The following is a 25,684-nucleotide window of genomic DNA, read 5'->3' as shown; positions in this document are numbered from 1 at the left end:
TTACCTGTCCTCTCCGCTGTTGATTCTTGTAAGCGCCCTTTTCCCAAGGGCGGAAAGCAGCTTTGCCGCGCCCGTCAGCCCGCTCCGGTCCGCTTTGAACGAAGGATTGTGCAGCGGGGCGGTATCGCCCACCCCGATCATCCAGAACGCCCCTCTGATTTTTTCCTGATAGCAGGAAAAATCCTCGCCTCCCATGGAGGGGACCGCCTCCTGTGTGCGCAGTCCCAGAGCCTGTGCGGTGTCTTTTACAAAAGCCGCCAGCTCTGCGTCGTTGTTTGTGGCGGGACAGCCGGGGTACCAGTGAAACCGGACGGACGCGCCGGATACCGTCGCGATTCCCTCGCAGATTTCCTTCATCCGGCGGACGATCTTTTGCCGGATGGCTTTGTCCAGCGTCCGGACGGTTCCTTCCAGCTGGGCGGAGGACGGGATCACATTCCACGTGCTGCCTGCTTCCACTCTGGTTACGCTGATGACGGCGCGGTCGAACGCGGAAAGACTGCGGCTCACGATAGTCTGAAAAGCGCCGGTCAGCTGGGAAGCCGCGAGGATCGGATCAATGACCAGCTCCGGGTGAGCCGCGTGGCCGCCCAGACCCGTTACATCCACAACAAACCGGTCGACCGCCGCATGGTCGGCCCCGGCCGTCACCGCAACCGTACCGGCCGGCAGGCCCGCCGCCACATGCAGTCCGTAGATTTCCTCCACGTCGTCCAGAGCTCCCGTTTTCAGGACATGCTTCGCTCCGTGCTCCGCTTCCTCCGCGGGCTGGAACAGAAGCTTTACGGTACCCTCCAGATCCGCCTCCTTCTGTTTCAGGAGCAGGGCGGCCCCCAGCATCGCCGTTGTATGGAAATCATGCCCGCAGGCGTGCATTTTTCCCGGGTTTTCAGACCGGTACGGAACATCCGCCGCCTCTTCGATCGGAAGAGCGTCGATGTCGCAGCGCAGCGCCACTGCGGGCTTCTCTTTTTTTCCCCGAAGGACGGCGACGAGGCCGGTTTGCAGTCCGCTGTCCAAAATCTTCACGCCGTTTTCCGTCAGAATCCGTTTGATATACGCCGTGGTTTCAAATTCCCTGAGCGCCGTTTCGGGGTGGCGGTGGAGCCATGAAAAATGCTCTTCCAGCGTATTCTGTAATGTCTTTTCGTCCATATTTCTTCCTTTCCCGAATCTTTGCTTTTCTATATAAAAAGCCGATAGGAGATTTTCCTACAGGCTTTTAAAATCATTCTGTCATATCGCTGTCCGGTTTCCGTCTTTTCAGCCGTCAAGGCAGGCCTGTGACAAAAACTGCTTTGTCCGTTCGTTTTGCGGGTTGCGGAAGATCTGTTCGGGAGTGCCATCCTCCTGAATCACGCCTTCATCGAAAAACAGAACGCGGTTGGATACGCTCCGCGCGAAACGCATTTCGTGCGAAACCACCACCATCGTCATCCCTTCCGACGCGATCTGGTTCATGACCGCCAAAACCTCGCCGACCCATTCCGGGTCCAGCGCACTGGTCGGTTCGTCGAACAGCATCACCTTGGGGCCCACGGCGAGCGCGCGCGCAATCCCCACCCGCTGCTGCTGCCCCCCGGAAAGCCGGGAAGGATATTGGTCGTGTTTTTCCTGCAGGCCGACCTTGCGCAAAAGCTCCATCCCGATTTCGTCCGCTTCCTTTTTCGGAAGCTTTTTCACATAGATCAGGCTTTCCGTAACATTTTCCAGAACCGTTTTATTGTGGAAAAGGTTGTAGTGCTGAAACACCATGGAGCTTTGTGCGCGAAGGCGGTAAATCCCTTTTTTGGTCGGGTTTTTCGCGTCAATAACGGCGTCCGCGATCCGGATGGTGCCTTCGTCCGGCAGTTCCAGCCAGTTGAGCATCCTCAGCAGCGTCGTTTTTCCCGCGCCGCTGGGGCCGATTACCGTCACGATTTCCCCTTTTTCAATCCGGAGGCTGACCCCGCGAAGCACCTGGTTGGTACCGTAGGCTTTTTTAAGATTTTCAATCTGTATCATCGGGCCACATCTCTTTCATATCGTCTTACATACCGTTCGATTATCCACAGAATCCGCTCAATTACAAAGCAGCACGCCCAGTAAATCAGCGATACCACAACGTAAATTTCAAAGAACCGGAAGGAGCGGGCGCCGATCAGCTTGGCCTCCGCCATGATATCCACAATGGAAATGCTGAACGCCAGCGACGTTTCCTTTACCATGGAGATAAAAGAATTCCCCAGCGGGGGAAGTGCGACCTTGAACGCCTGCGGGATGATGATGCGGACCATCGCCTGCCGCGTGGTCATGTTGACGCTGTAGCATGCTTCCAGCTGTCCGGAATCGACCGAGAGCATGGCGCTCCGGATGGTTTCGGACATATACGCGCCGGAATTAAAGGAAAACGCCACGACGCCGAAAATCAGGGTCGGGATCCCGTCGACATTCAGATTCCACTGGAACTGCTCGTTCATCGCCCGAAGAAGGATCGGTGTTCCGTAATACACGAGGAAGAGCTGGACCAGCGTGGGGGTTCCGCGGATAAAAGATACATAGATTTTGCTGATCGGCTCCAGAACGCGGATATGAAAATAGCGGATCAGGGCGATCCCCAGCGCGATCATCAGTCCGATCAGGGAGGAAACCACTGCAAGCCCGAGGGTAACCGGCAGATAGGACACAATTTCAGGCACGGTGGAAATCATAAATCCGGGGTCAAATAATTTATTCATAGACAGTCAAGTCTCCTTGCAGATCTTTGCCAATTTCCTTTTGATTGAAAAGACCGGCAGAAGAAACGCGGACCGTTTACGCCGTATTCCTTCTGCCGCCTGTATCTGAAATTAAGATTTCCGGTCGGTAATGGCTTTTTCCGTTGAATAGTCCTCGCCCAGATACTTTTGGGAGATTTCAACAAGCCCGCCGTTGTCGGTCAGGGTTTTCAGCGCCTTATCGATCAATTTTTTATATTCGGTTCCCTTTTCGTTTTTGGAGAAAAGGAAGAATTCCGGTTTTACTCCCAGTTCCGGCGCCAATGCGTAACCCAAGTCAAGCCCCTGCTTTTCGGCAATCAGCTTTGTGGTTACCTCGCTGTTGATGGTGGCGTCCACACGGCCGGAAATAATGTCCTGAAGCATCAGGGTAACATCCCCGTCGTAATATTTCAGCTTGATCGCGTTATTGTTTTTCTTGTTGTAGTCCTCCAGCCAGGTCGTGTTGTTGGAACCGACGCCCGCCGCTACCGTTTTTCCATGAAGGTCTTTCAGGGAATGAATGTCCGTGCGGCCGCCTTTATAGATAATAGAGCTCGCGGAACTAAGAATAGGGGAGCTCCGAAAATTGATATTTTTCTTCTCTGGATGGGTTTTTGGCAATTTGACTTGCAATCATATCGAATTTCCCGGATTCCAGCGCGACAAAAATAGAATCCCACGCCGTAGGCTGAAATTTGAATTCCACTTCGGGGATCAGTTCGTCCAGCGCGCGGACAACCGCCATGTCGTATCCGTCAACGGTACCGTCCGCATCCACATAGTTGAACGGAGGGTAGGCCCCTTCTGTCCCAACGATCACGGTTTCCACCTTGGTACCGGAATCGGAAGAAGCCGATGACGCGGCGGCGGAAGATGCGGAAGTATCCGCCGCCGAACCGGCCGCAGAGGGTGCCGCGGTATTTGCGCAGGCGGCGGTCAGCAGAAGCAGAAGAGTAGCCAGGAAGAGAGAAATTGATTTTGCGCCCTTTTTCATATGTAAAACCTCTTTCATTTTTTAAGTATAAAAACATGGAATCTATTTTCAGATATAACAGCGGCTGCACCCTTTACACATTCGCGTATGGCGATGGATGCAGCGAATCATTTTTCCCTTCAAGCAGTTCATAAGTAACTTCCTTTCCAAAAATCTTATCCCTGTTTCATAAGCTTGCCGTATGCTTTTATATGATAAAGCATACTTATCATATAGTTATTATATGAAATAAGGTTGCAATAAGGATAAAAGATTTTCTCCTTTTTGTCAAGAGACTTTTTATCACTGAAACAGTTAAATACCAATTTAAAGCTCTTTTCTGCTGCTTTCCGGTATCCATATTTCCATAAAGAGTATTTTTTGTACCTTTCGGTGACACAAAATGCATGAAAAGAAAATACAGAAGTCCGAAGAAATCTTACATTTTCAGAATTTTACTCCCAAATAACAAAAGAACGCACCTGCCTTTCAAGCATTTGCGTTCTTTTTATTGAATTGTAATATTCCCGGAAGTATAATAGGATTGATAAAAATGGATGATTGTCATGCTATCGGAAAACATGAAAAAATCGGTTGCGGGCAGCCCGGAACAATCGCCATGCCGCCTGCTTATGACTGTTCAGAACGGGAAATGGAAGGTAAATTGCTCAGATTGTTGCCGTCGCTGCCGTCGGGAATCGACTTGAGATATTCGGTGTCGCCCCGGTGGGCGATCCCCACGCCGGCTATTCCGCCCTGTCTGGCCAATTGAACGGCCTGCGCTTTATCCAGGACCGTGTTGTCTGAAAGCTGGTAACCGGTCACTCTGCCGCTTTCTTTTACCAGCCCGGTGATGCTGCGGGCGTTGGGCGCGGGCGATGGGATATTGTCCAGCGTGTTCCGGGCAAGCGTATTCTGCTCCTGATTTTGTTCCACTTGAGTTCCTCCTTTGCTGTTTTTGATTAGTTTGCTCAGCAATTCAAAAATTATCGATTCGAAGGAATTCTTTCATCAGGGCATCAACCCTTAAAAGTGAATGCAAAACACATAAAATCCGCGTTCCGTTTATCATTCTGGTTTGTGAAATAAATTGAGCCATGATCGCAGAAAGGATATTTTTATTGAATAAGGAAGGATATGACAAAATCAGACAATGGTTTTTCCTTCACCCGGTATTGCTAAGCAGTATGAAGCGATTGAACCTCTGGCTGCCGCGAATTGTTTACTGCGTGTATCCCGCCCTGCTGGCGGTGTTGGCCGTCCGGAGGGATGAGCGCTTTTTTAAGGTGCTGCTGATACCGGCTTTCGCTTTCGGCGCCGTGACCGTGATGCGAAAGCTCTGGAATCGGCCGCGGCCGTATGAAAAACTGGGGATAGAGCCGCTGATCCCCCGCGAAAAGAAAGGGCAGTCTTTTCCGAGCCGGCATGTAGCTTCCGTAACCATTATAGCGGTTGCCTGTTGGTATATCTGGCTTCCCATCGGGATTGCAATGTCGGTGATTGCACTGCTGATCGCCGTTATCCGGCCCCTTGCCGGCATCCATTTTCCCGAAGACGTGATTGCCGGTATGGTGTTTAGCCTCCTGACCGGTATCATCGGGTTCTGGCTTTTGTAATACTCTGCTGCATGATTTATACCAGCATAAGAATAGGCTCTTGAACGCTGCCGAATGGATAAGACATGAAGATAAAGAAATTTGTGGGGAGCAATACAATGAATCTGAAGGAAAAAGCAAAGGAGTTAAAAACGGATATTCCCGCAGTATTTTTAAGTTTGAAAAGCAGCGATACGCCGGTTGCAGCCAGGATTTTTGCCTGTATAACAGTGGTATATGCGTTGTCACCGATTGATCTGATCCCTGATTTCATACCGGTTCTCGGTTACTTGGACGATGTTATTCTGCTGCCGGCATTGATTTCCCTTACGATAAAATTGATTCCCGATACAATCTTTGAGCAATACCGAAAAGAAGCGGAAGGTATGTGGCAGAGCGGAAAACCGAAGAAATGGTATTATGCCATACCCATTGCGGGAATTTGGCTGATCATTCTCTGGCTGATCGTGAAGGCCGTTTTTTTCTAAACTACTGTTAAATTCTCATTGAGAGGAGAATATTTATGCCGGGTCTGCTGAATTTAGGAAGTCTGATATTGGGGTTAATTGCATGGATTCTTCCCATGGTCAATCTGCGGCGCAATAAGGCGGGCAGCGGGAGCCGGATTGTCTTGTGCGCGGCAAGCGTCAGCGCCTGTGCCGTCTCGCTGTGCCTGCAAATTTTCTATACGGATCATCTGGTAAAAATAGAGGACTGGTCGGCGCTGATGGACACTTCTTCCTCGGTGGCATTGGTTTCCGCGATCCTTCTCATGGTTACAATCCTACTCAATGCGATTGCGTTGAGTTCGTATTTCAGAAAGAATTAAATGGGCAGTCTAAAGATTTGATACGGTCAGAAATGCCAGCAGGGCGACGGCCAGCAGTGTTCCGACCGACGCAATCGTATTTAAAACCGCGTTGGCTTTCCGCTGTGTTTTCAGCAGTCTGCGGACAGCGGCATAGACCGCGATCCCAAGGATTCCCCCGAACGTATTGCCGATCAGGTCGGTGATATCGGACGCCCCGACTGCCAAAATAAACTGCATTGCCTCATAAAAGAAGCTTACACTGAAGATCGGAATGACTTTCTTCAGGAAAGACCAGCTGCTTTTCAGCATACTGATATAAAGCCCGAACGGGACGAAAATCAGAACATTTTCGTAGATTTCCGACCATTCAATCCTGTCGTTCACGACTACCGACTGGTAAAAAGGGATCAGGTTGATACTGCGGAAGGGATAAAATGGCCCGAAAGGGGACTGCATCTTGAATAATATGATCCAGGTCATTACGAGCAGATAAACAGCCAATAAGCTTCCTGTCAGAATTTGCTGCCTGGTTTCTATCTTTTCCATAGAGACCTCCTTAAACCTTTATAATAGGATGATCCTTTGATTGTTTTCAACTGTATTAACAATACTAATACAGTAATACAATTATGTCAATACGAAATTTAGCTTACAGCATTTCCGGTTTATTCTGCAACAAGGTTGTCGATAAAGTTGCTTACTGCTGTTGGATGCACTTGCCGCCTTGTCTTGCACGATTTCTCGACTCCTGACAAGTTTTTCGACACTCTCTCATAAACTGAAATGAAATTGCTGTAAATCGGAAGCGACAGGAAGAATCATTTGAAATCAGCGAAAAGGCCGGAATCCCGCATTGAACAGGATTCCAGCCTTTTTATCAGTCTATTGGGTTTTCAGAATAATTTCAAAATCAATGGACGACATCAACCGTTTCAGACCGGAAAACAGATTTTTATCTTTTTCCGGCTTTCACCAGATCAGCGTGCGTTTCGTACAGAGCTCCACTGTTTTCCGTATCCAACTGTTTTTGAAAGCATTTGGATATGATTCCTTCCGGAAATTTTATCATGGATACCCCGCATTGTTTCAGTTCCCGGAACATTTCGGGGTCGGCCAATTCCGCGGCCGCGGCGGGGTCGATGCTGTTCGTCGATTTTTTACGAAGGTAATCGTTGTAGCTCATTTCGCGGCACGGATATTCGGCTGCTGTCATGTTTTCGGCGTCTTCAATGAACAGAAGATCGGTAAAATCACAGATGCCGAGGTTCAGCCCATTGAAATCCCGGCCGGAAACCGCGTGATAATAATTGCATAATTTACAGTCCAACATAGAAATCCTCCTCTATATCATCGATAAGCTTACCTGACAGGCACAAATTCACTGATTTCCCGGTGTGCCTGCTTCGCGTAATTGTCGATGCTCATTTTATTTTTTACCGCGTGGTTCAGGCTGATACAGGCGGCTCCGCCGGCACATCCGCCGACGCAGGCCATTCCCTCTATGAAGTTTTCAGGCAGTTTCCCTTTGGAGGCTTTGACCAGTGCGGCGCGGCATTCCTCCAGCCCGTCGCAGATCGCCGGGTCGACCTGGAAATCGATATGCTTTTCCTCCAGCGCGTTGGAAACCGCTTCCGTCACGCCGCCGTTCCTTGCAAAAATCCTGCCGAAGTAAGAAGCGTCGCTCAGCTTCCTTTCTTCCAGCTCTTCCAGACGGATATCCAGGCCGCCGAAGATTGCCTGCAGCTCTTCAAAGGTGATCACGCTGTCGACTGCGCCTTTCAGCTCTTCCTTCTGAAATTCCATTTTCTTTGCGATGCAGGGGCCGATGAACACGACCTTCGCCGTTTTATCGACCATCTTGATCAGCCTGGCCGTCTCGACCATCGGAGAAGCATTGCTCGAAATATTGTTTTTTAGCTCCGGAAAATTCGTTTTGATATATTGGACAAAGGCCGGACAGCAGGAGGTCGTCAGAAACTCCTTTTCAACAAGCTCCTCCGCTTCCTTATGCGCCACGATGTCCGCGCCGAGGGCCGCCTCGACGACCCGGTTAAACCCCATTTTATACAGGCCGACCGCCACCTGCCCGACCTTCGCGTAGGAGAACTGGCTCGCGATTGCCGGAGCGACCGCGGCGTATACCCGGAAGTTTTTCCCGTTATTCGATTCCCGTATCATCTGCAGAACGTCCAGAACATACGATTTATCCACAATAGCGCCAAACGGGCACTGACGGACACATGCGCCGCAGCGGATGCATTTGTCCGGATCGATATCCGCCTTGTTCTGCTCATCCAGTAAAATCGCCTTTGCTTTGCACGCGTTGATGCACGGCCGTTCCTGCTCCGTAATCGCGTGGTAGGGGCAGGCCCTCATGCACTGGCCGCACGCCTTGCATTTTTCGGGGTCGATGACCGCCTTATGGTTTACGAACGTGATCGCTTTCGCCGGACACGCGGATTGGCAGCGGTGGGCAATACAGCCCCGGCAGGTTTCCGTCACCAGAAAGCGCTTGTTTGGGCATTCTTCACAGGCAATATCGATGACCTCTACAACATTTTTGTTGTCCGGGCTGCCTCCCATCGCCATCTTTACGCGTTCCTCCACAATGGCCCTTTCCCGGTAAATGCAGCACCGCATCGTCGCTTTGGGCCCCGGAACGATCGTGCGCGGAATATCATACAGCTTTGCGGGCAGCTCGTTCCTTGACGAAAGCCGGACCACCTCTTTCAGTACCCTGTATTTCAGTTCCTGTACGTTGGAATCAAAAATCAACAAATTACACACCCTCTCACAAGTCAGACCCGGATCGTTCGGAAAACAGGAGCCGGTCAGCAGGAGCCGACCGTCTGAAGAACATATTCCCCAAACACATTTTCCAGATTTTCCGCTGAGACATAATCGGTAAATTTCTCTCCGAACCTGACCGGAATCCCGGACTGGCCGAAATCGCCGACACAAAGCGAAGCGCTGAGCGAGACCCTGTTTTCCAGATGATTTTCTTCAATCAGCCTGCGAAATCCTTTTAAGATTTCCAGAGCCTTCAGGCGCAGCGATTTTCCAATGTATACTTCGATCACCATATAAAACCCCACCTATCTTTTGAAACCATTTTTCAGAATTGATAAATAATTCACACTGTAATACTGTAAAGGTAGCACGGCAGGAAAAAACCGTCAACAAAATGCGGCGCCGGGGGGTGTTCCTGAAAGCGGAAGCCCCGACCGGGGCAATTTGTCCATGGGCGAAAAAGTCCGATCAGCCGTAGGTTTTTCAGGGATACCGCATCCTTTTTCCAATGGGGAAATACCTCAAAATAAAAAACCATATTTATAATACGAAGGATAAAATTGGGCGACACTGACGTTGTCTTTTTCAATGTTTTATGGTAGGATAAAAAACATCAATTATAAATTGGATTTTCTTATTTATTTGGAGCATGCTTGATGGAAGAAATTATCGGTTTAAATCAATCAAACTGTAAGAACTGTTATAAGTGCATTCGCAACTGCCCGGTAAAATCCATTGCCTACCGGAACGAGCAGATTCACATTATCGGCGACGAATGTATTTATTGCGGAAACTGCCTGTTGGTCTGTCCGCAGAACGCGAAATATATCAACAGCGACCTTTCCAGGGTGAAACAGGCGATCCGTGCGGGGGAAAAGCTGTATGTGTCCCTGGCGCCTTCCTATATTGCCGCCTTTCCCGAAACCGGCATCGCGAAAATATCCGCCGCGCTGAAGAAACTGGGGTTTGCCCATGTGGAGGAAACGGCGATCGGCGCCGAACAGGTTACCCGGGAATATGAAAAGCTGATCCGCGAACACAAAATGCAGAATATTATCACCACCTCGTGCCCGTCGGTAAACCTGCTGATCGAAAAGAATTATCCGTCGCTGATTCATCAGCTTGCCCCGGTGGTGACCCCTTTGATTGCGCATGCGCGCATGATCAAACAGATTTACGGCATCCGGGCCAAAATCGTTTTTATCGGGCCGTGCATTTCCAAAAAGTACGAATGTGTGGACCCCGATAACGGGAATCTGTTATTTTCGGTTCTGACGTTCGACGAACTGGAAAAGTGGTTCCGGGAAGAAAATGTGGATTTTTTGCAGGACGACCATAACAGCCGCACTCTGAAAAACACATTGCCCCGCTACTATCCCGCGCCGGGGGGCATCATCAAAAACCTTCACCGGAAAGAGCGAAGTACCTACGAATGCCTGAGCGTCGACGGAGTGGACCGCTGCATTGAAATTCTGGATTCCGTCGTGCAGGGCAATCTTTCCGGCTATTTTCTGGAGCTGAACGCCTGCTCCGGGGGATGTCTGGGGGGCCCGATTCTGAAGCTGATGAATCTCAGCTTTTTAAATGCCAAAAATGTGCTGGTCGATAATGTAAAACGGTCGAATGAAGCTCCGCCCGCCCTTACGGAAGGGGTTGCGTCCCAGTTTGCGAAAAGGTTCCGGAACCGCTCGGCAAAAAAGGAAATCATCGACGAGGAAAAAATCCGCAGCGTGCTGGCTTCAACCGGAAAAACCTCGCCGGAGAAGGAGCTGAACTGCGGCTGCTGCGGGTACAATACCTGCCGCGAGAAAGCGATCGCGGTGCTGCAGGGAAAAGCGAATATCAACATGTGTATCCCTTATATGCGCGAGCTGGCCGAAAGCATGTCCAATACGGTCGTGGAACACACCCCCACCGGTATTCTGGTCATTAACGACCGTCTGAAAATCGAGCAGATCAATCCCTCCGCCGTACAGCTTTTGAAGTTCGGGAAGGACTGCATCGGGCTTTCCGTTGAAGAAATCCTTCCCAGCAAGGATTTTGAGGAGGTCCTTCAGACCGGTAAAAATATATTGAACCATAAGCAGTATTACAGGGAACTTGGGCTGATTCTGGAGCAGACGGTGGTTCACGTAAGCAATAACCAGCTGATGTTTGTGCTTCTGAAAGATATTACCCGGCAGGAGCAGGTGCTGGAGGAACAGCGGAAGGTGACGGAAAAAACCGCCGCCTTTGCCAGGGAGGTCGTCAATAAACAAATGCGGGTAGTACAGGAAATCGCCGACCTTCTCGGGGAAACAACCTGTGAAACCAAGGTGGCGCTGCTGCAGCTGACCGAAAATATCGTTCCGGGGACGGAGGATAAAAATGGACATCAGCATTGAGACGTACAGCGATTCCGTTCCCAAGTATCATGAGGGCCTTTGCGACGATCAGATCAGAGTCGTACGCGACAAGTCCGGCGTTGCGGCGATTCTTGCGGACGGAAGAAACGGCGGGGCAAGGGCAAGCCTTCTGACCTCCTTTGCCGCAAAGATGATGGTGGCGATGCGCGGCAGCGGCGCGTCCATCGACCGGGTCGCCGATATGATCGTGGAGTCCCAGCCGTCGGGCGGGAAAAAGGGAAAGGCGGGGAATATCGCCTTTACGCTGATCCTTGCGCTTTTCGACGGGACGATCCGGGTGGAGCAGTTTGAAACGCCCGACGTGATCCTGCTCCGCAGGGGCAGGCCGGTTGAGCTGCAGACGACCCAAAGGGCCGTGCAGGGCGGAACCGTCCGCAGCGGGAGGATAACGGCGAAGAAAGCGGATATGATCGTCGCGGTCGGCAACGGGATGCTGACCGCCGGAAGGAACAGAAAGCTGAAGGACGGCTGGAATTTGAAAAATATAGAAACCTATATGGCGAATGCCTACGATTCCCGGATGTCGGCCGAAGACCCCGTCCGGCTGCTTCTTGCCGCAGGCAGCTCCCTTTCTTCCGGAAAACCGGCGAGCGATCTGTCGGCGCTGGCCTTCCGGATCAGCTGCCTTCGCGTGCCGTAAAAGGACCGCAGGCTTTTTGAGGATGAAATGGCATGATGATTTTTAAAACGCTGATGCTTCAGCTGTATAAACCCGGAAAACAGAAACGGGATCTGATGGATACGGCCCTTCTGCGCTATTCCCGGGCTTTGCAGTTCCTGATGGATACCTATCGGAATGAAATTACAGAGCTGTCCAAATCAGAGAAGGACGTTACGCAGCACCGGATCCTGAAAATGATCGACAGGGAAACCGCCAAGAGCCTGAACCGTTTCGACATACAGCCTTTTAAGGATTCCCTGCTGATGGAATTTTCCGCCATCGCCGCCTCCTATCTTGCGCGCAGGCGCAATCATCCCAAAACCGGGTACCCTCTTCCTTTCCTGGACGCCACGCGCTATTCCCGCGCAATGTCGGACTGCGTTGCGCAGTTTGACAGTGGGGAGATCGGCCCGCAAAGGTTTCAATACCGCTCCTTTAAGCTGGTGGATAAGGCGGGAAAGCTGCGGTCCGTCTACTTCGGCCGGTACGCAATGAACCGCGATTACTGCCTGCTTTACGATGAGTTTAAGGACCGGTTCTATGCGAAACTGTATCTGATGAACCGCGCGGACAGTATTCCGGGCGGGGATTGCGCAAGCGGGCTCAGCCTGAAATATGTCTGGGACGGGATGCCTTTCATAAACAATCTGCCCGGACAGAGAAGATATATCGTCGTCCCGCTGGCTTTTGGAAAAGAGCAGTACGCCGACCTGAAGGAAGCGTTGAAAAATCCGCGCCTGCTGCATTCCTCCCGGCTGGTCAAAAAAGACCGGCAGTATTATCTGATGGTCAATATCGAGTGCAGCCGTCAGATCACCAGGGAAACGGTCACGACCATGGGGGTCGCGCGCGGCGTTCATGGGGGATTGAGCTATACGATCTGCGATAAAGGCGGCGTCGTCAGGGAAAGAAAACGGATTTCCGCGTGCCGGAAGCAGAACGACCCGTCCGCCTTTTCCAATACGATTGCGGAAATCGCGGCGAAGAACCGCTCTCAGGTGGTGCTGGAGGCAAACGGCGGAAAAAACGACCGGATGCCCGTTCCCGCGCGGAGCCCGGAGCTTTGTTTTTCGGTTGGGGATTATCTGCTGCTTGCCCAAAAATTGAAATACAAACTGCCCGGCAAGGGTCTGCCGCCGCCGGTCGAGGTAAGCTCGAACGGCCTTTTCCTTACCTGTCCCCGCTGCGGGAAAAGGACGCGGAGAAACCGTGTGACCGAGGAACTGTTCGCGTGTATCCGCTGCGGATATGCGTCCGAATTTGAGACGGTCGGAAGCGAGAACCTTGCGAAAAGGCTGGACAAATATCACAGCGACAAGGTTCCCATCACGGTCTCGAAAAAAGAGGGCGGTTTTCTTTGCTGCAATAAAATTCTCGGTTTCCGGTGCGAGCTTCCGCCGGACACGACGGATTACACGCCGATGTTTGAGGAGCTTGACCGGTTTATCGGCAGAATGCGGGAAACCTATATCGACGATTCCAAAAGGTACGCGGTCTGGAAAAAGCTTGCGCAGGCACCCGACCTGCGCAAATCCGTCCACCTCCTTTTGAGGTGAATTCCTGTTTTGGGTGCATTAGCTACCGCATCATGATTCCGCACACGCGGGCAATCCCGTGTGCAGAGCGATTCCGCTGAGCGGAAACGGGTAACCGTCCAAGTGTAGCTATTTCAATAAAGCCTGACCCGGGAGGAAAGTTCCGTCCCGGCTCGGGCTTTTTCTATGTTCCGGTGCGGGCGGAGACCACCCGCTGTGGAAAAGTATCATTAGTTTAGTTCAAATAATGTCTGGATTTTTCACTAAAATTGTTATGTGCGTATTTTTCTGGTTTGGAATTTATTGCTTAATGGTTTGGATTTCGCTCCCTGCTCCGTAGAGAATTCTATATAATGATAGATGGTAAGTAGTCTTGTGTGTAGAAGAAGTGTTTCATTTTGTAAGGGAGGTCAATAACGTGTTAGAAAAAGGATTTTCCAAACCGACCGCCAGAGTAGAGCGTCTGAAGGACATGATTATTCATGCCAAGCCCTGTGTGGAATCCGAGCGCGCGATTCTGATTACCGAGTCCTATAAGGAAACAGAGGGACTCCCTATCATCATGAGGCGTGCAAAGGCAGTGGAGAAGATTTTCAACGAGCTGCCCGTGACGATCCGTGACGACGAGCTGATCGTTGGTTCCATGACGAAGAATCCGCGTTCGGCGGGAATCTATCCCGAATTTTCCTGTGAATGGGTGGAAAAGGAATTCGATACCATGACCGACCGTCTGGCCGATCCTTTCATCATCTCCGGGCAGACCAAAAAAGAGCTTCATGACGTTTTTACCTATTGGAAGGGCAGGACGGTCAACGAGCTGGCCGCCTCCTATATGTCGCAGGAGGCAAAGGACGCGATGGCGTCGGGCGTCTTTACCGTCGGAAACTATTTCTTCGGCGGAGTGGGCCATGTGAACGCCGACTATGGCAAGGTGCTGAAGATCGGCTTCCGGGGAATCCTTGCGGAAGTGGTCAACGCGATGGAAAAGCTGGATAAGCTGGACCCGAACTATGTAAGAACCCAACAGTTCTACCATGCTCTGATCATTACATATTGCGCGGCGATCACGTTCGCCCATCGGTACGCGGCTAAGGCAAAGGAGCTGGCTGCGGCCGAATCCGACCCCGTCCGGAAAACGGAGCTTCTTCAGATCGCCCGCAACTGTGAGCGGGTGCCGGAATACGGCGCGACCAATTTCTACGAGGCCTGCCAGTCGTTCTGGTTTGTTCAAGCAATGATCCAGATCGAGTCCAGCGGCCATTCCGTTTCCCCCGGGCGCTTCGACCAGTATATGTATCCGTATTACGCCGCGGATCAATCGGTTACCGAGGACTTCGCGAAAGAGCTGATTCACTGTCTGTGGGTCAAGTTCAATGACGTCAGCAAAATCCGCGACGAGGTTTCCGCGCAGGCGTTCGCCGGTTACGGCGGGTTCCAGAACCTTTGCGTCGGTGGGCAGACCCCCGGCGGGATGGACGCTTCCAACGAGCTGTCCTACCTCTGTATGGATGCCTGTGCCGCCGTGAAGATGCCGCAGCCTTCCTTCTCGATCCGTGTATGGCAGGGGACTCCAGACGAATTCCTTTATCGTGCGTGCGAGCTTGCCCGCCTCGGGCTCGGCGTGCCGGCCATGTACAATGACGAGGTCATCATCCCGGCCCTGGAAAACAGGGGAGTATCCCTGGAGGACGCCCGCAATTACGCCCTGATCGGCTGTGTGGAGCCGCAGTGTCCCCATAAGACGGACGGCTGGCATGACGCCGCCTTCGTCAATGTCGCCAAAATACTGGAAATCACCCTCAATAACGGAAAAGTCAGCGGTAAGCAGTTGGGGCCCGTCACGGGAGACCCGACCGAATGGAAATCTACCGACGATCTGTTCGCGGCATTTAAGAAACAGATTGAGTATTTTGTCTATTATGTGGCGGAGTCGGACAACTGCGTGGATGTTGCGCATACGGAAAGATGTCCTTTGCCGTTCCTTTCCGCTTTGGTGGACGATTGTATCGCCAGAGGCAAATCGCTGCAGGAGGGCGGAGCCGTCTACAACTTTACCGGTCCGCAGGCATTCGGCGTTGCCGACTGCGGCGACTCCATTTATGCGATGCAGAAAAATATTTTTGAGGATAAAAACATTACGGTTGCCCAGCTGAAGGAAGCGATGGACGCGAACTTCGGTCATGGTGACGGCTGCGCGCGGCCGGCCTCCTCTTTGACGGAGGAAGAAATTGACAGAAGAATGTACCAGGCTCTTGCAAAGCTGGCGGGATGCCACTGCGGAATTGATCTGGCCTCTCTCAGAGACCGGGTAATGGCGGAGATTCAAGCTCCCCCCGAAGGGGATTACGAGTATATCCGTAAGCTGATGGACAGCACGCCGGGTTATGGAAACGACATTGACGAGATCGATATGATCGCGCGCAAGTGCGCGCTGCTCTACTGCAAAGAGGTCGAAAAGTACCGGAATCCGCGCGGCGGACTCTTCCAGCCCGGAATTTATCCGGTGTCAGCAAACGTCCTGTTCGGAAAGGACGTCGGCGCTATGCCGGACGGCCGACTCGCAAAGCAGCCCCTGGCGGACGGCTGTTCCCCCAGACCGGGCAAAGACGTCAAAGGCCCCACGGCGGCGGCGAATTCCGTTGCCAAGCTGGACCACACGCTCGTTTCCAACGGAAGCCTTTACAATATGAAATTCCTGCCCTCCGCCATTGCGGGTGATACGGGACTAAAGAATTTCGCCTCCGTTGTCAGAAGCTATTTTGACCATAAGGGCCAGCATATCCAGTTCAACGTCGTAGACAGGGAGACCCTGCTGGCCGCTCAGAAAAATCCCGACGATTACAGGGATCTGGTGGTGCGTGTCGCCGGATACAGCGCACACTTTGTGGTGCTGGCAAAAGAGGTCCAGGACGATATCATCAGCCGTACGGAGCAGACCTTCAGCTGAAATCCTTTCTCAATCCTTTAGCAGGCAATGTGAAAGCGTTTGTGTGCGCCGTGAAACGCGGCAGGAAAACCGTCGCGCTTTCACACTGCCTCCTTCTGTAACAGAGGCGTTTCAGAATACCATCTGTTGCTTGTGGAAATTTCATATTTGTCATCATATTATATCGTAATGGGAGGATAGGCAATGGACCAGCAATTAATCAATAAGGTAGTGCAGTCCTCATATGGCGTGACCGCCGAAAGCTGCAGCGGGAATCCGGCTGTGAGAAAACATAGGAACCAGCAATGATAAAGAAGGACTTTTCATCAAACGGAAAGCCCTTCTTTTTTCTATCTGCGCCTGAATAACGATGCCATCGCGGATTTACCCGCCGATCTTACGGTTAATACGCACGTGTGCCGAGGAAACTATCACTCTACCTGGGCTACCAGCGGCGGTTACGCGCCGGTAGCGGATATCCTGTTCGGCGGCGAAAATGTCGGTGCATATTATCTGGAATTTGACGACGGCCGTTCCGGGGACTTTGCTCCTCTGGCCAAAGTCTCGGGGGAAAAGCTGGTGGCATTGGGCCTGGTTACTTTAAAATGTCCCAAGCTGGAAAACAGGGCGGCTGTTATCGCCCGCATTCACGAAGCCGCTGCCTATGTGCCTCTCGATCGCCTGTGCCTGAGCCCGCAATGCGGCTTTGCCTCCACCGAAGAAGGCAATATCCTCACTGAGGAGGAACAGTGGTCCAAAATCAGATGGATCAGGGAAATCGCCGCGGAAGTCTGGGGATCGTGCTGATTCCATAATCGTATCGGACCGGCATGCTTTCCCAAAAGAGTATCACCTGTATAGGATATTCCATATCAAAAATCCTCCTGCCGTAGTTCTGATTCTGCGTTAGGGGGATTTTTCGCAATGCCCTTTTCAGGGGTTTCATTCATATGAAGGAGAGGGATAAAAGTTTCCATAAACATCATCTGAAGATTCCCGTAACAATCAGAATTGACTTTTTTCGTAATTTCCTGTATTATATAACATATATGATTAGTATGATATTTATTCCGATTATAATGGAAAGAGGGACCGTTTTAGCGTACTGTTTTTAAACCCTTTGTTTTTTGCTATAATATTCAGGAATACACGCTGAAGGAGTGCCTTGGACATTACTTCCGGACGCCAAAGACACGAAAAAATGATACAGTATGAGTAGGAGCATAAAAAATCAGAAAAACCGGAATTCTTACAGGAGGAATGGAAATGAACAGTCAGTTTGATCAGATAATAGAGAGAAAGGGTACGAATTCCCTCAAATATGATTTCGCCGCCGAACGCGGAAAACCGGAGGACGTTTTGCCCCTTTGGGTAGCCGACATGGATTTTAAAACGTCTCCTTTTATTATTGAAGCTTTACAGAAAGTCGCTGGGCATGGAATTTTCGGTTACTCCGAAAGCAAAGCGGGCTATTTTACTGCCCTGCAAAGCTGGTATGCCCAATATTTCGGCTGGAAGCTTCAAAGCGACTGGCTTGTAAAAACGCCGGGCGTCGTTTTCGCAATCTGTATGGCCATCCGGGCCCTGTCGAAAGAAGGGGACTCTGTATTAATCCAGCGCCCGGTGTATTACCCGTTTTCCCAGTCGATTCTGGACAACGACCGAAAGCTGGTGAATAACCCGCTCGTTTATCGCGACGGGAAATATCAGATCGATTTCGAGGACTTTGAAGAGGAAATCGTTCGGAACAAGGTGAAAATTTTTATTCTTTGCAACCCCCACAATCCGGTCGGCCGCGTGTGGACAAAGGAAGAGCTGATCCGCTTAGGCGATATTTGTGTAAAACACGGGGTCTATATTGTATCCGATGAAATCCATGCGGATTTTGTTTTCGAGGGGCACCGCCATTCTGTTCTTGCAAATCTGAAACCGGAATACCTAAAGAGAACCATCACCTGCACGGCGCCAAGCAAGAGCTTCAACCTGGCGGGCCTGCAGGTATCCAATATTTTGATCGCCAATGGGGAAATCAGAAAAAAATTTCAGCTTGAGATCAACAGGGCCGGCTATTCCCAGCTAAACACAATGGGGCTTGTCGCCTGCCAGGCGGCGTATGAAAACGGCAGGCCGTGGCTTGAGGAGCTCAAACAATACCTTGCTGAAAATCTCACGTTTACCAGAAATTTCTTGTCTGAAAAACTGCCGCAGATCGAAATGATCGAGCCGGAGGGGACTTATCTGGTGTGGCTCGATTTCCGCAGGCTCGGTCTGGATGACAGGCAGCTTGAAGATCTGATTGTGAACCGGGCAAAGCTGTGGCTGGACAGAGGTTCCATTTTCGGACCGGAGGGAAAGGGCTTTGAACGGGTCAATATCGCCTGCCCGAGGGCGACCCTGCAAAGAGCGCTGCTGCAGTTGGAGCAGGCGGTAAATCAGCAGGAAATCTGACACCCATGCGTCGGAAGGAAAACACTATTCAGCACCTCTTCGGAGGTGCTTTTGTTATATCGGAAAACCACCCGCCTTTCTCTTAACTCAGGAAGCGGAGATTTTGAAATCAGCGCATTACAATCGTGCAGGGCGTAAACACCGCTGAAATTGCTACGGCATTTCCCGCTGATTCTGCAGCAAGTTTGCGTTCCTCCCCCGCCAAAGGCGGGGGAGGAACGTGTAGAGACAGTTTGCAGGGTGGTAAATATTGGAGTTGACCCCGGGTTGAAATTGACGGTAAAATAATATTGAAAAACGCTCCGATTACTGATAGCGTGCAGGCTGCGCGTTCAGACTGCAGAACTGGCAAATTGAAATCGGTCTGTCAGGATTGCGCTCCAAAGATTTAGAATACGAATTGGGGAAGATGTGTTGCTGAACATTTCTTCCTCTTTTTTAAATATGACAGGCTGTTTCGGACTGAAGGCTGTCCCGTTGTATTAGGGTGCTATATACTGGAATGCAAACCACATAAACTTTACCGAATTTTGAAAGTTTTTGCCATCGTCAATCGTATCTATGGGTGAAGGGAGGAAAAGAGATGGAAAAAACATCGTCCGGTACCAACGATGTTGTAACAGAAGCTCTCGACAAATATTCCGATATGGTTCGAAGAATATGCTTTATGTATCTGAAGAATGAAGCGGATGTGGAGGACATCTTTCAAAATGTCTTTTTAAAGCTGCTGCAAAATAAAAAACCGTTTGAAAACGACGCGCATGAAAAGGCATGGCTCTGCAGAGTTACCATAAATGAATGCAAGGATTTCCACAAAAGCTTTTTCCGTAAAAATACTTGTTCCATCGACAACTTAGAAATTCCCATAGAGGATAAATCCGAAGAAGGTGTGTTGCGTGAAGTGTTGTCGCTTCCACAGAAATACAGAAATGTAATTTATCTGTTCTATTTCGAGGACTATTCGGTTCCTGAAATTGCAGTGATTCTTGGAAAAAATCAAAATACAATCCACACACATCTGCGAAGAGCGAAAGCAATTTTAAAGAACAAATTGAGAGGTTTTGATGATGGAAACTATTTTTAGGGCCGCTATGAACCATATCCGTGCCAGGGAAGACCTGAAAAGAAAAACAAAGGGATCCCTCATTGCCAGTTTAAGCACGGCACCCGCTGCGACACAGAGCAGGCACAGGCTCTCCATGAGGCAAAGAGCCCTGATAGCAGCCTGTACCGTCGTTTGTGTGTGTGCAATGTCTGTTGCCGCAGTTTCCTACTATAAAACTCCCGCTTCCTATTTAAGCCTTGACATTAATCCCAGCGTTGAGCTGGGCGTCAATGGATTCGGAAGAATTGTGTCCGCAACAGCTTATAACAGCGAAGGCACAGTGATTCTGAACGGGCAAAACATCATGGACGCGGATGTCGAAAGCGCTGTCCATACTTTGGTTAAGTCGGCCGCGCAGAAAGGCTTTGTCGCACAGGACGGCTCAACGGTAATTTCCGTGACCTCTGAAACCGACGATACCTCGGACGCGATCGAACTGGAAGACGCCGCGGCACAGGGCGCAGAAACGGCAATAAAATCAGAAGGGAAGACCGCAACAATCAGCAGGGACCACATTCCCTTGGAAAAGCGGGATGAAGCCAAAAAGCTGGCCATTACTCCGGGCAAGCTGAGCTTGATACGAAAGCTGCAGGCGCTCGATCCCTCCGTCACTGTCAGCGAATACAAGAGTGCCAAAGTGACGGATATCATGAAAAGGATCGACGAACTGAAAAATCCGGCGGATACGGACGGGAACGATACAAAGGACAACTCTGCTCCGACGGATAACAGCAGCGCCCCCGATGAAACGGCCGGCGAAGATACACCGAATTCATCCGGCACAACCGTTGACGACAATCAACAGGCTGATGAGAGTTCCGCGGTTTCCTCAGGTGAAGCCGGCAAAGACAATGTCTCCGATTCATCCGATGACCCGGAAAAAGAAGACACCGCTTCCAGCCGAAAAGGGGAAACGTCCTCTCAGGCACAAAGCCGCTCCAGCAATTCAAACGGCTCAAAAGTCAGCCGCCGTTCCTCTTCCTCCCCTTCAAGTCAGCAGAAACGATAAGGAATTCCATACGACGAATCGGCTGACACATGGAATACGGACGCGGCATAAAGCCTGATGCCGAAAAATCACCACCGCACTTTCACCACTGAATTCGCAAAAACACCACTCGATCAGGAGGATTTGCAGATGAAAAAATTGACAGCCAAAGTTCTTTCTCTCGTACTTTCATCCGCGCTGGTTATCAGCAGCTTTGCAACCGTCGCTGCCACGGCGGCTGCAAAGTCAATGACCGGCGTAATCAGCGGTACCAATCAAGACGCAATTTATCTTGTCAACGGCGGTACGGCAAATACCGCAGACCTTACGGATTTTCTGCTGGACAGCGGCAGCGATTTCCGCTTTGAAACCGCGGACCATCAGGCGGTCAGCGACGAGAAGATCAGTGCCATCGCCCATGTTTCCGGCGACAGCCTTGTTTCGTTAAAGGTGGACAGTTCCACCGATGCGGCGACTCTCAAGCTGAAGAGCAGCTCGGTTTCCGGTAAAGAAGTGATTTCTGTTCTTTATGAGGGCAGCTACACCGACGAAGACGGAAATGATTACACGGTGAAAGCAAGAAACAACCTTACCGTATATGTCTATGACAAGGGGCAGATCGTCTTCGGCGAATACGACTCAGGCTTCGCAGCCAAAGAGCCCGGCACCGGTTTCTCTGATTTCGAAACCTTTGCTCAGACAGCCAATTATACAAAAACTTTAGGGATTTATAAAGCGAAACCAAGCTCCGATTCCGCGCTGGCTGTTTATGAGGCTGCCGACTTAACCACGGCAACCGCCGGCATCACGGATAAAAACGCCTTCAGCTTCAGCATGACGGGCAGCGACGTGCATGTTTCGGTCGCAGATACGACTTCGGGATTCACCCAGTTTCCGGTTGCTGTCGCAGGAAGAAATTTGTCTGCTGAAACGCACCTGTACACACAGGATGCCAATACCATGAACGTAAGCATCACGGTGAAGAAGCTGGTTTCAGACGGTTCCACCTACAAGGCATCCAGTAGCTCCGACGACTCTTACACCCTGAAAACAAAGATTGAAAAGAAAACCGATGCGGCGACCTTATTGCCCGGCAGCAAGGTTTTTACCATTCAGAGAACGGACGGAAAAACAATGCTGACCGGCGACGCAAATCCCGGAACAGGCAATGTTACAGACAGCGAAGTAGTATTCCCGCAGGGCACCACACGCGTGAGTGTCGGGGAGAGCACCAATGTTAAGAAAATCTCCGGCAATGTCGGAGATCTCCAGATCGGCGGCGGGAAAGTCGGCTCCGTCGATATCAAAAGCGGCGCCGTTGAGGTTACGGACGGCACCGTCGGCGACATCAAAACGAGCGGGGCACCGGTCGCACCCGACGGCGACGCGGTTCTTGTAAGCGGCGGGAAAGTTGGAAATATTGACGTTACGGAGGAAACCCTGGATTCGGACAGCAATGTGACCGTAAACGCGGGAACAACCGGAACCATCCATGCCGACGGTACGGTTACCGTCAGCGCGAATGATTCGGATACCCCGGTTGTTACGGGTAAGATTACCGCACGGGATATCTTGATGTCCTCTAAGGAATCCAAAATCACCTGTGCAGGCGTTCAATCGGGCGCGGACGGTTCCATCACATTGTCCGGGGACAACACCAACGTGAATGCCATCGACCTCGATTTTCGCGGGACAACGGTCTATGTCGGCGGCGACAGAGAAGCCTTCACCGGAAAAATTCCCGCTCCTTCCAACGCGAAAAACGGAATGCTCTATATCCAGAACGAAGACACAAGCGCAACCGTCAGCGGTTCCGTTACGGTTGACACCATTTCCCTGGATTCCGATACCGTCCTGACGTTTGACGGGATGGTCACGGCGGATACGGTTGAAGGGGACGGCACCATGAGGATCGCGGCCGGAAACCTTTATGTTACCGGCAGTGTCTATAATGTCACCCTGAAGCTGACCGACAAGACCTTTACGGCGGGCACCACCGTCTTTAAGGCCGCTTCGGATGCCGTCGACGCGGATGATTTCAATACCTTTGGATTCACACTCGAGAAAACGGCGGGCACGGCGATCGATACTTTTAAAATTGCGTCCCTTTCCTTTGCCGGTCTTGCAATCAATCAGGAATCTTCCGGCATTGCCAAGGGCTATTCGGAGACATTCACCGCAGCGGCCTATCCGGCCGGCACCTCCCTTCCCGCCGGAGCCAGAGTGGTCTGGGAGCTTGACGGGGGCAGCAGCGACGTCTTTGAGCTTACTTCCTCCGGCGCTTCCGCAACCGTAACGGTAAACAGCATCGATCCGGTTTTCTCGTCGGAAAATAAAACGACTCTGACCGCGGTCCTGTATGACGAGGACGGTTATGAGATGGACGACTATGGGACGGCCAGATGCGATATTACCGCCGTTGCCACTCCGACCGCGGTTTCCGATACGAACGCCGCCCTCTCGGTCGAGAAGGGTTCCAGCTATGTTATGAAAGTGACCGCTTCGGCAACACCTTCCGTTACAGCCGGTACAAGCGGCGTATTCACAGTGGCGCCGGTTTCCCAGAACGGCAATGAATACCTCTACAGGCTTTCCGCAGTCGGCTCCGTCGGCTCCGCGACAGGAATCTACCTGAACGGGAATAAAATCTTTGTCGCGACGGTAAAAGGGGTTGCTTTCACAAGCGATACCACAATGGATGTATCCGTGAACGGTTCCTACACCTTCAGAATTACCTCAGCGGCGGCTCCGACCGTTACGGTCGGTTCTCCCTCGTTCTGGCTCTCCTATGTTTCCAAATCCGGCAATGATTATTTCTATAAGATTACCTCCGCCGGAGCGGCAGGCTCGGCAGCCGGAATCTATGTAAACGGCACGAGAATTTTTGTAGCTACCGTAAAGGGGACTTCTTTCACGAGCGATACGACGATGGATTTGACCGTGCATGGTGCCTATACCTTCAGAATTACCTCGGCAGCGGCTCCGTCCGTTACCGTCGGGTCCCCTGTCTTCAGTCTTGCTTATGCCAGCAAATCCGGGAATGATTATTTCTACAAAATCATCTCCACCGGCGCGGCGGGTTCGGCAGCCGGGATTTATGTAAACGGTACAAGAATTTTTGTTGCTGCGGTGGGATAAGGATTTCCCTGATGTATTCATCAGAATAAAATCGGTCTTATTGCGAGGCATCGGCTCAGAGTAAACATGAGCCGATGCCTCTTTAAATTGATGCATATTGCATTTTATTGCAATTCCATTTCAGTTTGTGAGATAAAACACGTTCCTCCTCCCGCCGAAGGCAGGGGGAGGAACACAATCTTGTTGCAGAATCAACAAAAAATGCTGTAATTGACTTTTTTCATATTTTATATTAAAATAATAACATTAACAAAGTCATGAAGGCTTTTAAAATCTTCACTTATATTTATTAGCACAAAACCATGAAGGGATGCCGTACGAAACGGCTCTTTTCATGGTATTTTTATTTAGGAGGATAGTAAAGATTTGTTTGCTCCAATGATAACTTGTTAAGGAGACTATCATGAAAAAAGCAACGACAGTAAATCTGACCGGAACCGCGCTCTGTATCGCGCTTGGAATTCTGCTTCCCACCTTTTTCCATATGATCGGCGCCGGACCGACCTTTTTACCGATGCATATTCCTGTTTTACTTTGCGGATTCATTTTCGGGTGGCCGTATGGAGCGGTATGCGGATTCATTGTACCGCTTTTCTCTTCTGTTCTGACTGGAATGCCCCCCATTTTCCCGACGGCTGCGGCCATGATGCTTGAGCTTTGCGCTTACGGCGCACTGACCGGATTCTTTTATCAAAAGCTCCGCTGGAATGTCTACCCCGCGCTTATTTGCGCAATGCTTGGCGGACGGATTGTATCCGGTCTGGCAAATGCTGTGTTTATGAACATGGCAGGCAAGGCTTACGGCTTTGCCGCATTCCTTTCAGCTTCCTTTGTGGTGGCACTGCCGGGAATGATTATCCAAATGATTCTGATTCCGATTTTTATCCTGGCTTTGGAGAAGGCTAAAATGATACAAAGGGAAAGAGCGTAAAAGATGGGCGAATATTTAAATCAACGAAACGAAATAAAACAGTTCTTTGACGGATGCGCAGAAAATTGGGACACTCATTGTACGTTCAACAAAGAAAAAATTGCGTCGATCGTCACCTTGTCGGGAATAAAGGCCGGGTCGCGGGTGGTGGATATCGCCTGCGGGACCGGCGTATTGTTCCCCGAAATCCTTTTACGCAACCCTGCTTCTGTCTTGGGTATCGACTTGTCGGACGAGATGATATCCAGGGCGCGAAGCAAATTTGCTGATTCCCGTTTGCGGCTGCTTGCCTCGGACTTGTTTGACGTACATGAGACCGGCTTTGACACAGCCCTGATATTCAGCGCTTATCCCCATTTTCCCGATAAACCAAAGCTTGCGGAGCATCTGGCAGGTATGTTGAGGCTGGACGGAAGATTCGTCATTGCTCACAGCGAGGGGAGAAGCTCCATCAATCATTGTCATTCGGGTGATACAGTGAGCCGGATTTCGTGGCCTTTGCGTCCTGCAAAAGAAGAAGCCGAAGCATTTCTCCGTTATTTTCATGTGGATATGTTAATCGACACCCCGGAAATTTACCTCATTTCCGGCACAAAAAGATCAGATCCGAAGGAGTAGGGCATGCACGGACTTCCGGCTG

General features: G+C 50.9%; 23 protein-coding genes and 1 pseudogene. 14 read left to right on the top strand and 10 right to left on the bottom strand.

Annotated elements, in window-relative coordinates; all coding sequences use genetic code 11:
- The 6 genes from ACRQV7_RS10700 to ACRQV7_RS10675 form a co-directional block, all read right to left on the bottom strand.
- Positions 1-1,155, bottom strand: coding sequence for an amidohydrolase (locus ACRQV7_RS10700; protein WP_444658113.1), 1,155 nt, complete (start codon positions 1,153-1,155; stop codon positions 1-3).
- Positions 1,156-1,263: 108 nt separating this feature from the next.
- Positions 1,264-2,004, bottom strand: coding sequence for an amino acid ABC transporter ATP-binding protein (locus ACRQV7_RS10695; protein ID WP_444658112.1), 741 nt, complete (start codon positions 2,002-2,004; stop codon positions 1,264-1,266).
- On the bottom strand, positions 2,001-2,717 hold the full coding sequence (locus ACRQV7_RS10690; RefSeq protein WP_444658111.1) for an amino acid ABC transporter permease: 717 nt from the start codon (positions 2,715-2,717) through the stop codon (positions 2,001-2,003). The genes ACRQV7_RS10695 and ACRQV7_RS10690 overlap by 4 nt, the downstream gene beginning before the upstream one ends.
- Positions 2,718-2,828: 111 nt before the next feature.
- Positions 2,829-3,371: an ABC transporter substrate-binding protein gene (locus ACRQV7_RS10685; protein WP_444658110.1), complete on the bottom strand. Its 543-nt coding sequence runs from the start codon at positions 3,369-3,371 to the stop codon at positions 2,829-2,831.
- Complete coding sequence (locus ACRQV7_RS10680; protein WP_444658109.1) at positions 3,301-3,732, bottom strand: transporter substrate-binding domain-containing protein; 432 nt, start codon at positions 3,730-3,732, stop codon at positions 3,301-3,303. The genes ACRQV7_RS10685 and ACRQV7_RS10680 overlap by 71 nt, the downstream gene beginning before the upstream one ends.
- Positions 3,733-4,341: 609 nt before the next feature.
- Entirely contained in the window at positions 4,342-4,647 is a 306-nt protein-coding gene (locus ACRQV7_RS10675; RefSeq protein WP_275713833.1) for a DUF3892 domain-containing protein, read from the bottom strand.
- Between the two features lie 251 nt (positions 4,648-4,898).
- On the opposite strand from ACRQV7_RS10675, the gene ACRQV7_RS10670 reads away from it, so the two are divergent.
- From ACRQV7_RS10670 to ACRQV7_RS10660, 3 genes are all read left to right on the top strand, one after another.
- Positions 4,899-5,327 (top strand): phosphatase PAP2 family protein, encoded by a 429-nt coding sequence (locus ACRQV7_RS10670; RefSeq protein ID WP_444658108.1) that lies wholly within the window; start codon positions 4,899-4,901, stop codon positions 5,325-5,327.
- Positions 5,328-5,425: 98 nt separating this feature from the next.
- The gene (locus ACRQV7_RS10665) at positions 5,426-5,794 is read left to right on the top strand and encodes a YkvA family protein (RefSeq protein WP_275713831.1); all 369 of its coding nucleotides are present in this window, start codon (positions 5,426-5,428) and stop codon (positions 5,792-5,794) included.
- Positions 5,795-5,862: 68 nt separating this feature from the next.
- Positions 5,863-6,135: a hypothetical protein gene (locus tag ACRQV7_RS10660; RefSeq protein WP_444658107.1), complete on the top strand. Its 273-nt coding sequence runs from the start codon at positions 5,863-5,865 to the stop codon at positions 6,133-6,135.
- A gap of 9 nt (positions 6,136-6,144) precedes the next feature.
- On the opposite strand, the gene ACRQV7_RS10655 is transcribed toward ACRQV7_RS10660, so the two are convergent.
- The 4 genes from ACRQV7_RS10655 to ACRQV7_RS10640 all read right to left on the bottom strand — a co-directional run bounded on the left by ACRQV7_RS10655 (position 6,145) and on the right by ACRQV7_RS10640 (position 9,200).
- Positions 6,145-6,663: a VanZ family protein gene (locus ACRQV7_RS10655; RefSeq protein WP_444658106.1), complete on the bottom strand. Its 519-nt coding sequence runs from the start codon at positions 6,661-6,663 to the stop codon at positions 6,145-6,147.
- Positions 6,664-7,069: 406 nt separating this feature from the next.
- The gene (locus tag ACRQV7_RS10650) at positions 7,070-7,447 is read right to left on the bottom strand and encodes a hypothetical protein (protein WP_444658105.1); all 378 of its coding nucleotides are present in this window, start codon (positions 7,445-7,447) and stop codon (positions 7,070-7,072) included.
- A gap of 29 nt (positions 7,448-7,476) precedes the next feature.
- On the bottom strand, positions 7,477-8,904 hold the full coding sequence (locus ACRQV7_RS10645; protein ID WP_444658104.1) for a 4Fe-4S dicluster domain-containing protein: 1,428 nt from the start codon (positions 8,902-8,904) through the stop codon (positions 7,477-7,479).
- Positions 8,905-8,948: 44 nt separating this feature from the next.
- The gene (locus ACRQV7_RS10640; protein WP_444658103.1) at positions 8,949-9,200 is read right to left on the bottom strand and encodes a hypothetical protein; all 252 of its coding nucleotides are present in this window, start codon (positions 9,198-9,200) and stop codon (positions 8,949-8,951) included.
- 363 nt (positions 9,201-9,563) lie between these two features.
- Here ACRQV7_RS10640 and ACRQV7_RS10635 point away from each other — a divergent pair, with 363 nt between their 5' ends.
- From ACRQV7_RS10635 to ACRQV7_RS10585, 11 genes and pseudogenes are all read left to right on the top strand, one after another.
- Positions 9,564-11,291: a [Fe-Fe] hydrogenase large subunit C-terminal domain-containing protein gene (locus tag ACRQV7_RS10635; protein ID WP_444658102.1), complete on the top strand. Its 1,728-nt coding sequence runs from the start codon at positions 9,564-9,566 to the stop codon at positions 11,289-11,291.
- A complete protein-coding gene (locus ACRQV7_RS10630; protein WP_444658101.1) occupies positions 11,275-11,952 on the top strand; it encodes a hypothetical protein in 678 nt (225 codons plus the stop codon). The genes ACRQV7_RS10635 and ACRQV7_RS10630 overlap by 17 nt, the downstream gene beginning before the upstream one ends.
- Positions 11,953-11,984: 32 nt before the next feature.
- Positions 11,985-13,529 carry a hypothetical protein gene (locus tag ACRQV7_RS10625; RefSeq protein WP_444658100.1) on the top strand — a complete coding sequence of 515 codons (1,545 nt, stop codon included), beginning with the start codon at positions 11,985-11,987 and terminating at the stop codon, positions 13,527-13,529.
- Between the two features lie 397 nt (positions 13,530-13,926).
- Positions 13,927-16,455 (top strand): glycyl radical protein, encoded by a 2,529-nt coding sequence (locus ACRQV7_RS10620; RefSeq protein WP_444658099.1) that lies wholly within the window; start codon positions 13,927-13,929, stop codon positions 16,453-16,455.
- Between the two features lie 330 nt (positions 16,456-16,785).
- Positions 16,786-17,241 (top strand): annotated as a pseudogene (locus tag ACRQV7_RS10615) (5-methyltetrahydropteroyltriglutamate--homocysteine methyltransferase); the annotation flags it as partial.
- 459 nt (positions 17,242-17,700) lie between these two features.
- Positions 17,701-18,882 (top strand): MalY/PatB family protein, encoded by a 1,182-nt coding sequence (locus ACRQV7_RS10610; protein ID WP_444658098.1) that lies wholly within the window; start codon positions 17,701-17,703, stop codon positions 18,880-18,882.
- 583 nt (positions 18,883-19,465) lie between these two features.
- Entirely contained in the window at positions 19,466-19,966 is a 501-nt protein-coding gene (locus ACRQV7_RS10605; RefSeq protein WP_444658097.1) for an RNA polymerase sigma factor, read from the top strand.
- Entirely contained in the window at positions 19,950-20,996 is a 1,047-nt protein-coding gene (locus ACRQV7_RS10600) for an anti-sigma-I factor RsgI family protein (RefSeq protein WP_444658096.1), read from the top strand. Before ACRQV7_RS10605 ends, ACRQV7_RS10600 begins: the two co-directional genes overlap by 17 nt.
- Before the next feature lie 129 nt (positions 20,997-21,125).
- Positions 21,126-24,113, top strand: a complete 2,988-nt coding sequence (locus ACRQV7_RS10595; protein WP_444658095.1) for a hypothetical protein — start codon at positions 21,126-21,128, stop codon at positions 24,111-24,113.
- Positions 24,114-24,516: 403 nt separating this feature from the next.
- Positions 24,517-25,044, top strand: a complete 528-nt coding sequence (locus ACRQV7_RS10590) for an ECF transporter S component (RefSeq protein WP_444658094.1) — start codon at positions 24,517-24,519, stop codon at positions 25,042-25,044.
- Positions 25,045-25,047: 3 nt separating this feature from the next.
- Complete coding sequence (locus ACRQV7_RS10585; RefSeq protein ID WP_275713815.1) at positions 25,048-25,662, top strand: class I SAM-dependent methyltransferase; 615 nt, start codon at positions 25,048-25,050, stop codon at positions 25,660-25,662.
- Positions 25,663-25,684: the final 22 nt, after the last annotated feature.

Source organism: Caproiciproducens lactatisolvens (genome assembly GCF_052443335.1).
Lineage (GTDB): Bacteria > Bacillota > Clostridia > Oscillospirales > Acutalibacteraceae > Caproiciproducens.
The sequence above is the reverse complement of the archived record's forward strand: the minus strand, read 5'-3'. Positions and strand labels throughout refer to the sequence as shown.

Bases quoted from the DNA above. Each gene is read 5' to 3' on its own strand.
- ACRQV7_RS10665 (WP_275713831.1), top strand. From the start codon at position 5,426: ATGAATCTGAAGGAAAAAGCAAAGGAGTTAAAAACGGATATTCCCGCA.
- ACRQV7_RS10630 (WP_444658101.1), top strand. From the start codon at position 11,275: ATGGACATCAGCATTGAGACGTACAGCGATTCCGTTCCCAAGTATCAT.
- ACRQV7_RS10590 (WP_444658094.1), top strand. From the start codon at position 24,517: ATGAAAAAAGCAACGACAGTAAATCTGACCGGAACCGCGCTCTGTATC.
- ACRQV7_RS10695 (WP_444658112.1), bottom strand. From the start codon at position 2,004: ATGATACAGATTGAAAATCTTAAAAAAGCCTACGGTACCAACCAGGTG.
- ACRQV7_RS10595 (WP_444658095.1), top strand. From the start codon at position 21,126: ATGAAAAAATTGACAGCCAAAGTTCTTTCTCTCGTACTTTCATCCGCG.
- ACRQV7_RS10700 (WP_444658113.1), bottom strand. From the start codon at position 1,155: ATGGACGAAAAGACATTACAGAATACGCTGGAAGAGCATTTTTCATGG.
- ACRQV7_RS10670 (WP_444658108.1), top strand. From the start codon at position 4,899: ATGAAGCGATTGAACCTCTGGCTGCCGCGAATTGTTTACTGCGTGTAT.
- ACRQV7_RS10655 (WP_444658106.1), bottom strand. From the start codon at position 6,663: ATGGAAAAGATAGAAACCAGGCAGCAAATTCTGACAGGAAGCTTATTG.
- ACRQV7_RS10640 (WP_444658103.1), bottom strand. From the start codon at position 9,200: ATGGTGATCGAAGTATACATTGGAAAATCGCTGCGCCTGAAGGCTCTG.
- ACRQV7_RS10635 (WP_444658102.1), top strand. From the start codon at position 9,564: ATGGAAGAAATTATCGGTTTAAATCAATCAAACTGTAAGAACTGTTAT.
- ACRQV7_RS10600 (WP_444658096.1), top strand. From the start codon at position 19,950: ATGGAAACTATTTTTAGGGCCGCTATGAACCATATCCGTGCCAGGGAA.
- ACRQV7_RS10625 (WP_444658100.1), top strand. From the start codon at position 11,985: ATGATGATTTTTAAAACGCTGATGCTTCAGCTGTATAAACCCGGAAAA.
- ACRQV7_RS10605 (WP_444658097.1), top strand. From the start codon at position 19,466: ATGGAAAAAACATCGTCCGGTACCAACGATGTTGTAACAGAAGCTCTC.
- ACRQV7_RS10680 (WP_444658109.1), bottom strand. From the start codon at position 3,732: ATGAAAAAGGGCGCAAAATCAATTTCTCTCTTCCTGGCTACTCTTCTG.
- ACRQV7_RS10610 (WP_444658098.1), top strand. From the start codon at position 17,701: ATGAACAGTCAGTTTGATCAGATAATAGAGAGAAAGGGTACGAATTCC.
- ACRQV7_RS10650 (WP_444658105.1), bottom strand. From the start codon at position 7,447: ATGTTGGACTGTAAATTATGCAATTATTATCACGCGGTTTCCGGCCGG.
- ACRQV7_RS10585 (WP_275713815.1), top strand. From the start codon at position 25,048: ATGGGCGAATATTTAAATCAACGAAACGAAATAAAACAGTTCTTTGAC.
- ACRQV7_RS10690 (WP_444658111.1), bottom strand. From the start codon at position 2,717: ATGAATAAATTATTTGACCCCGGATTTATGATTTCCACCGTGCCTGAA.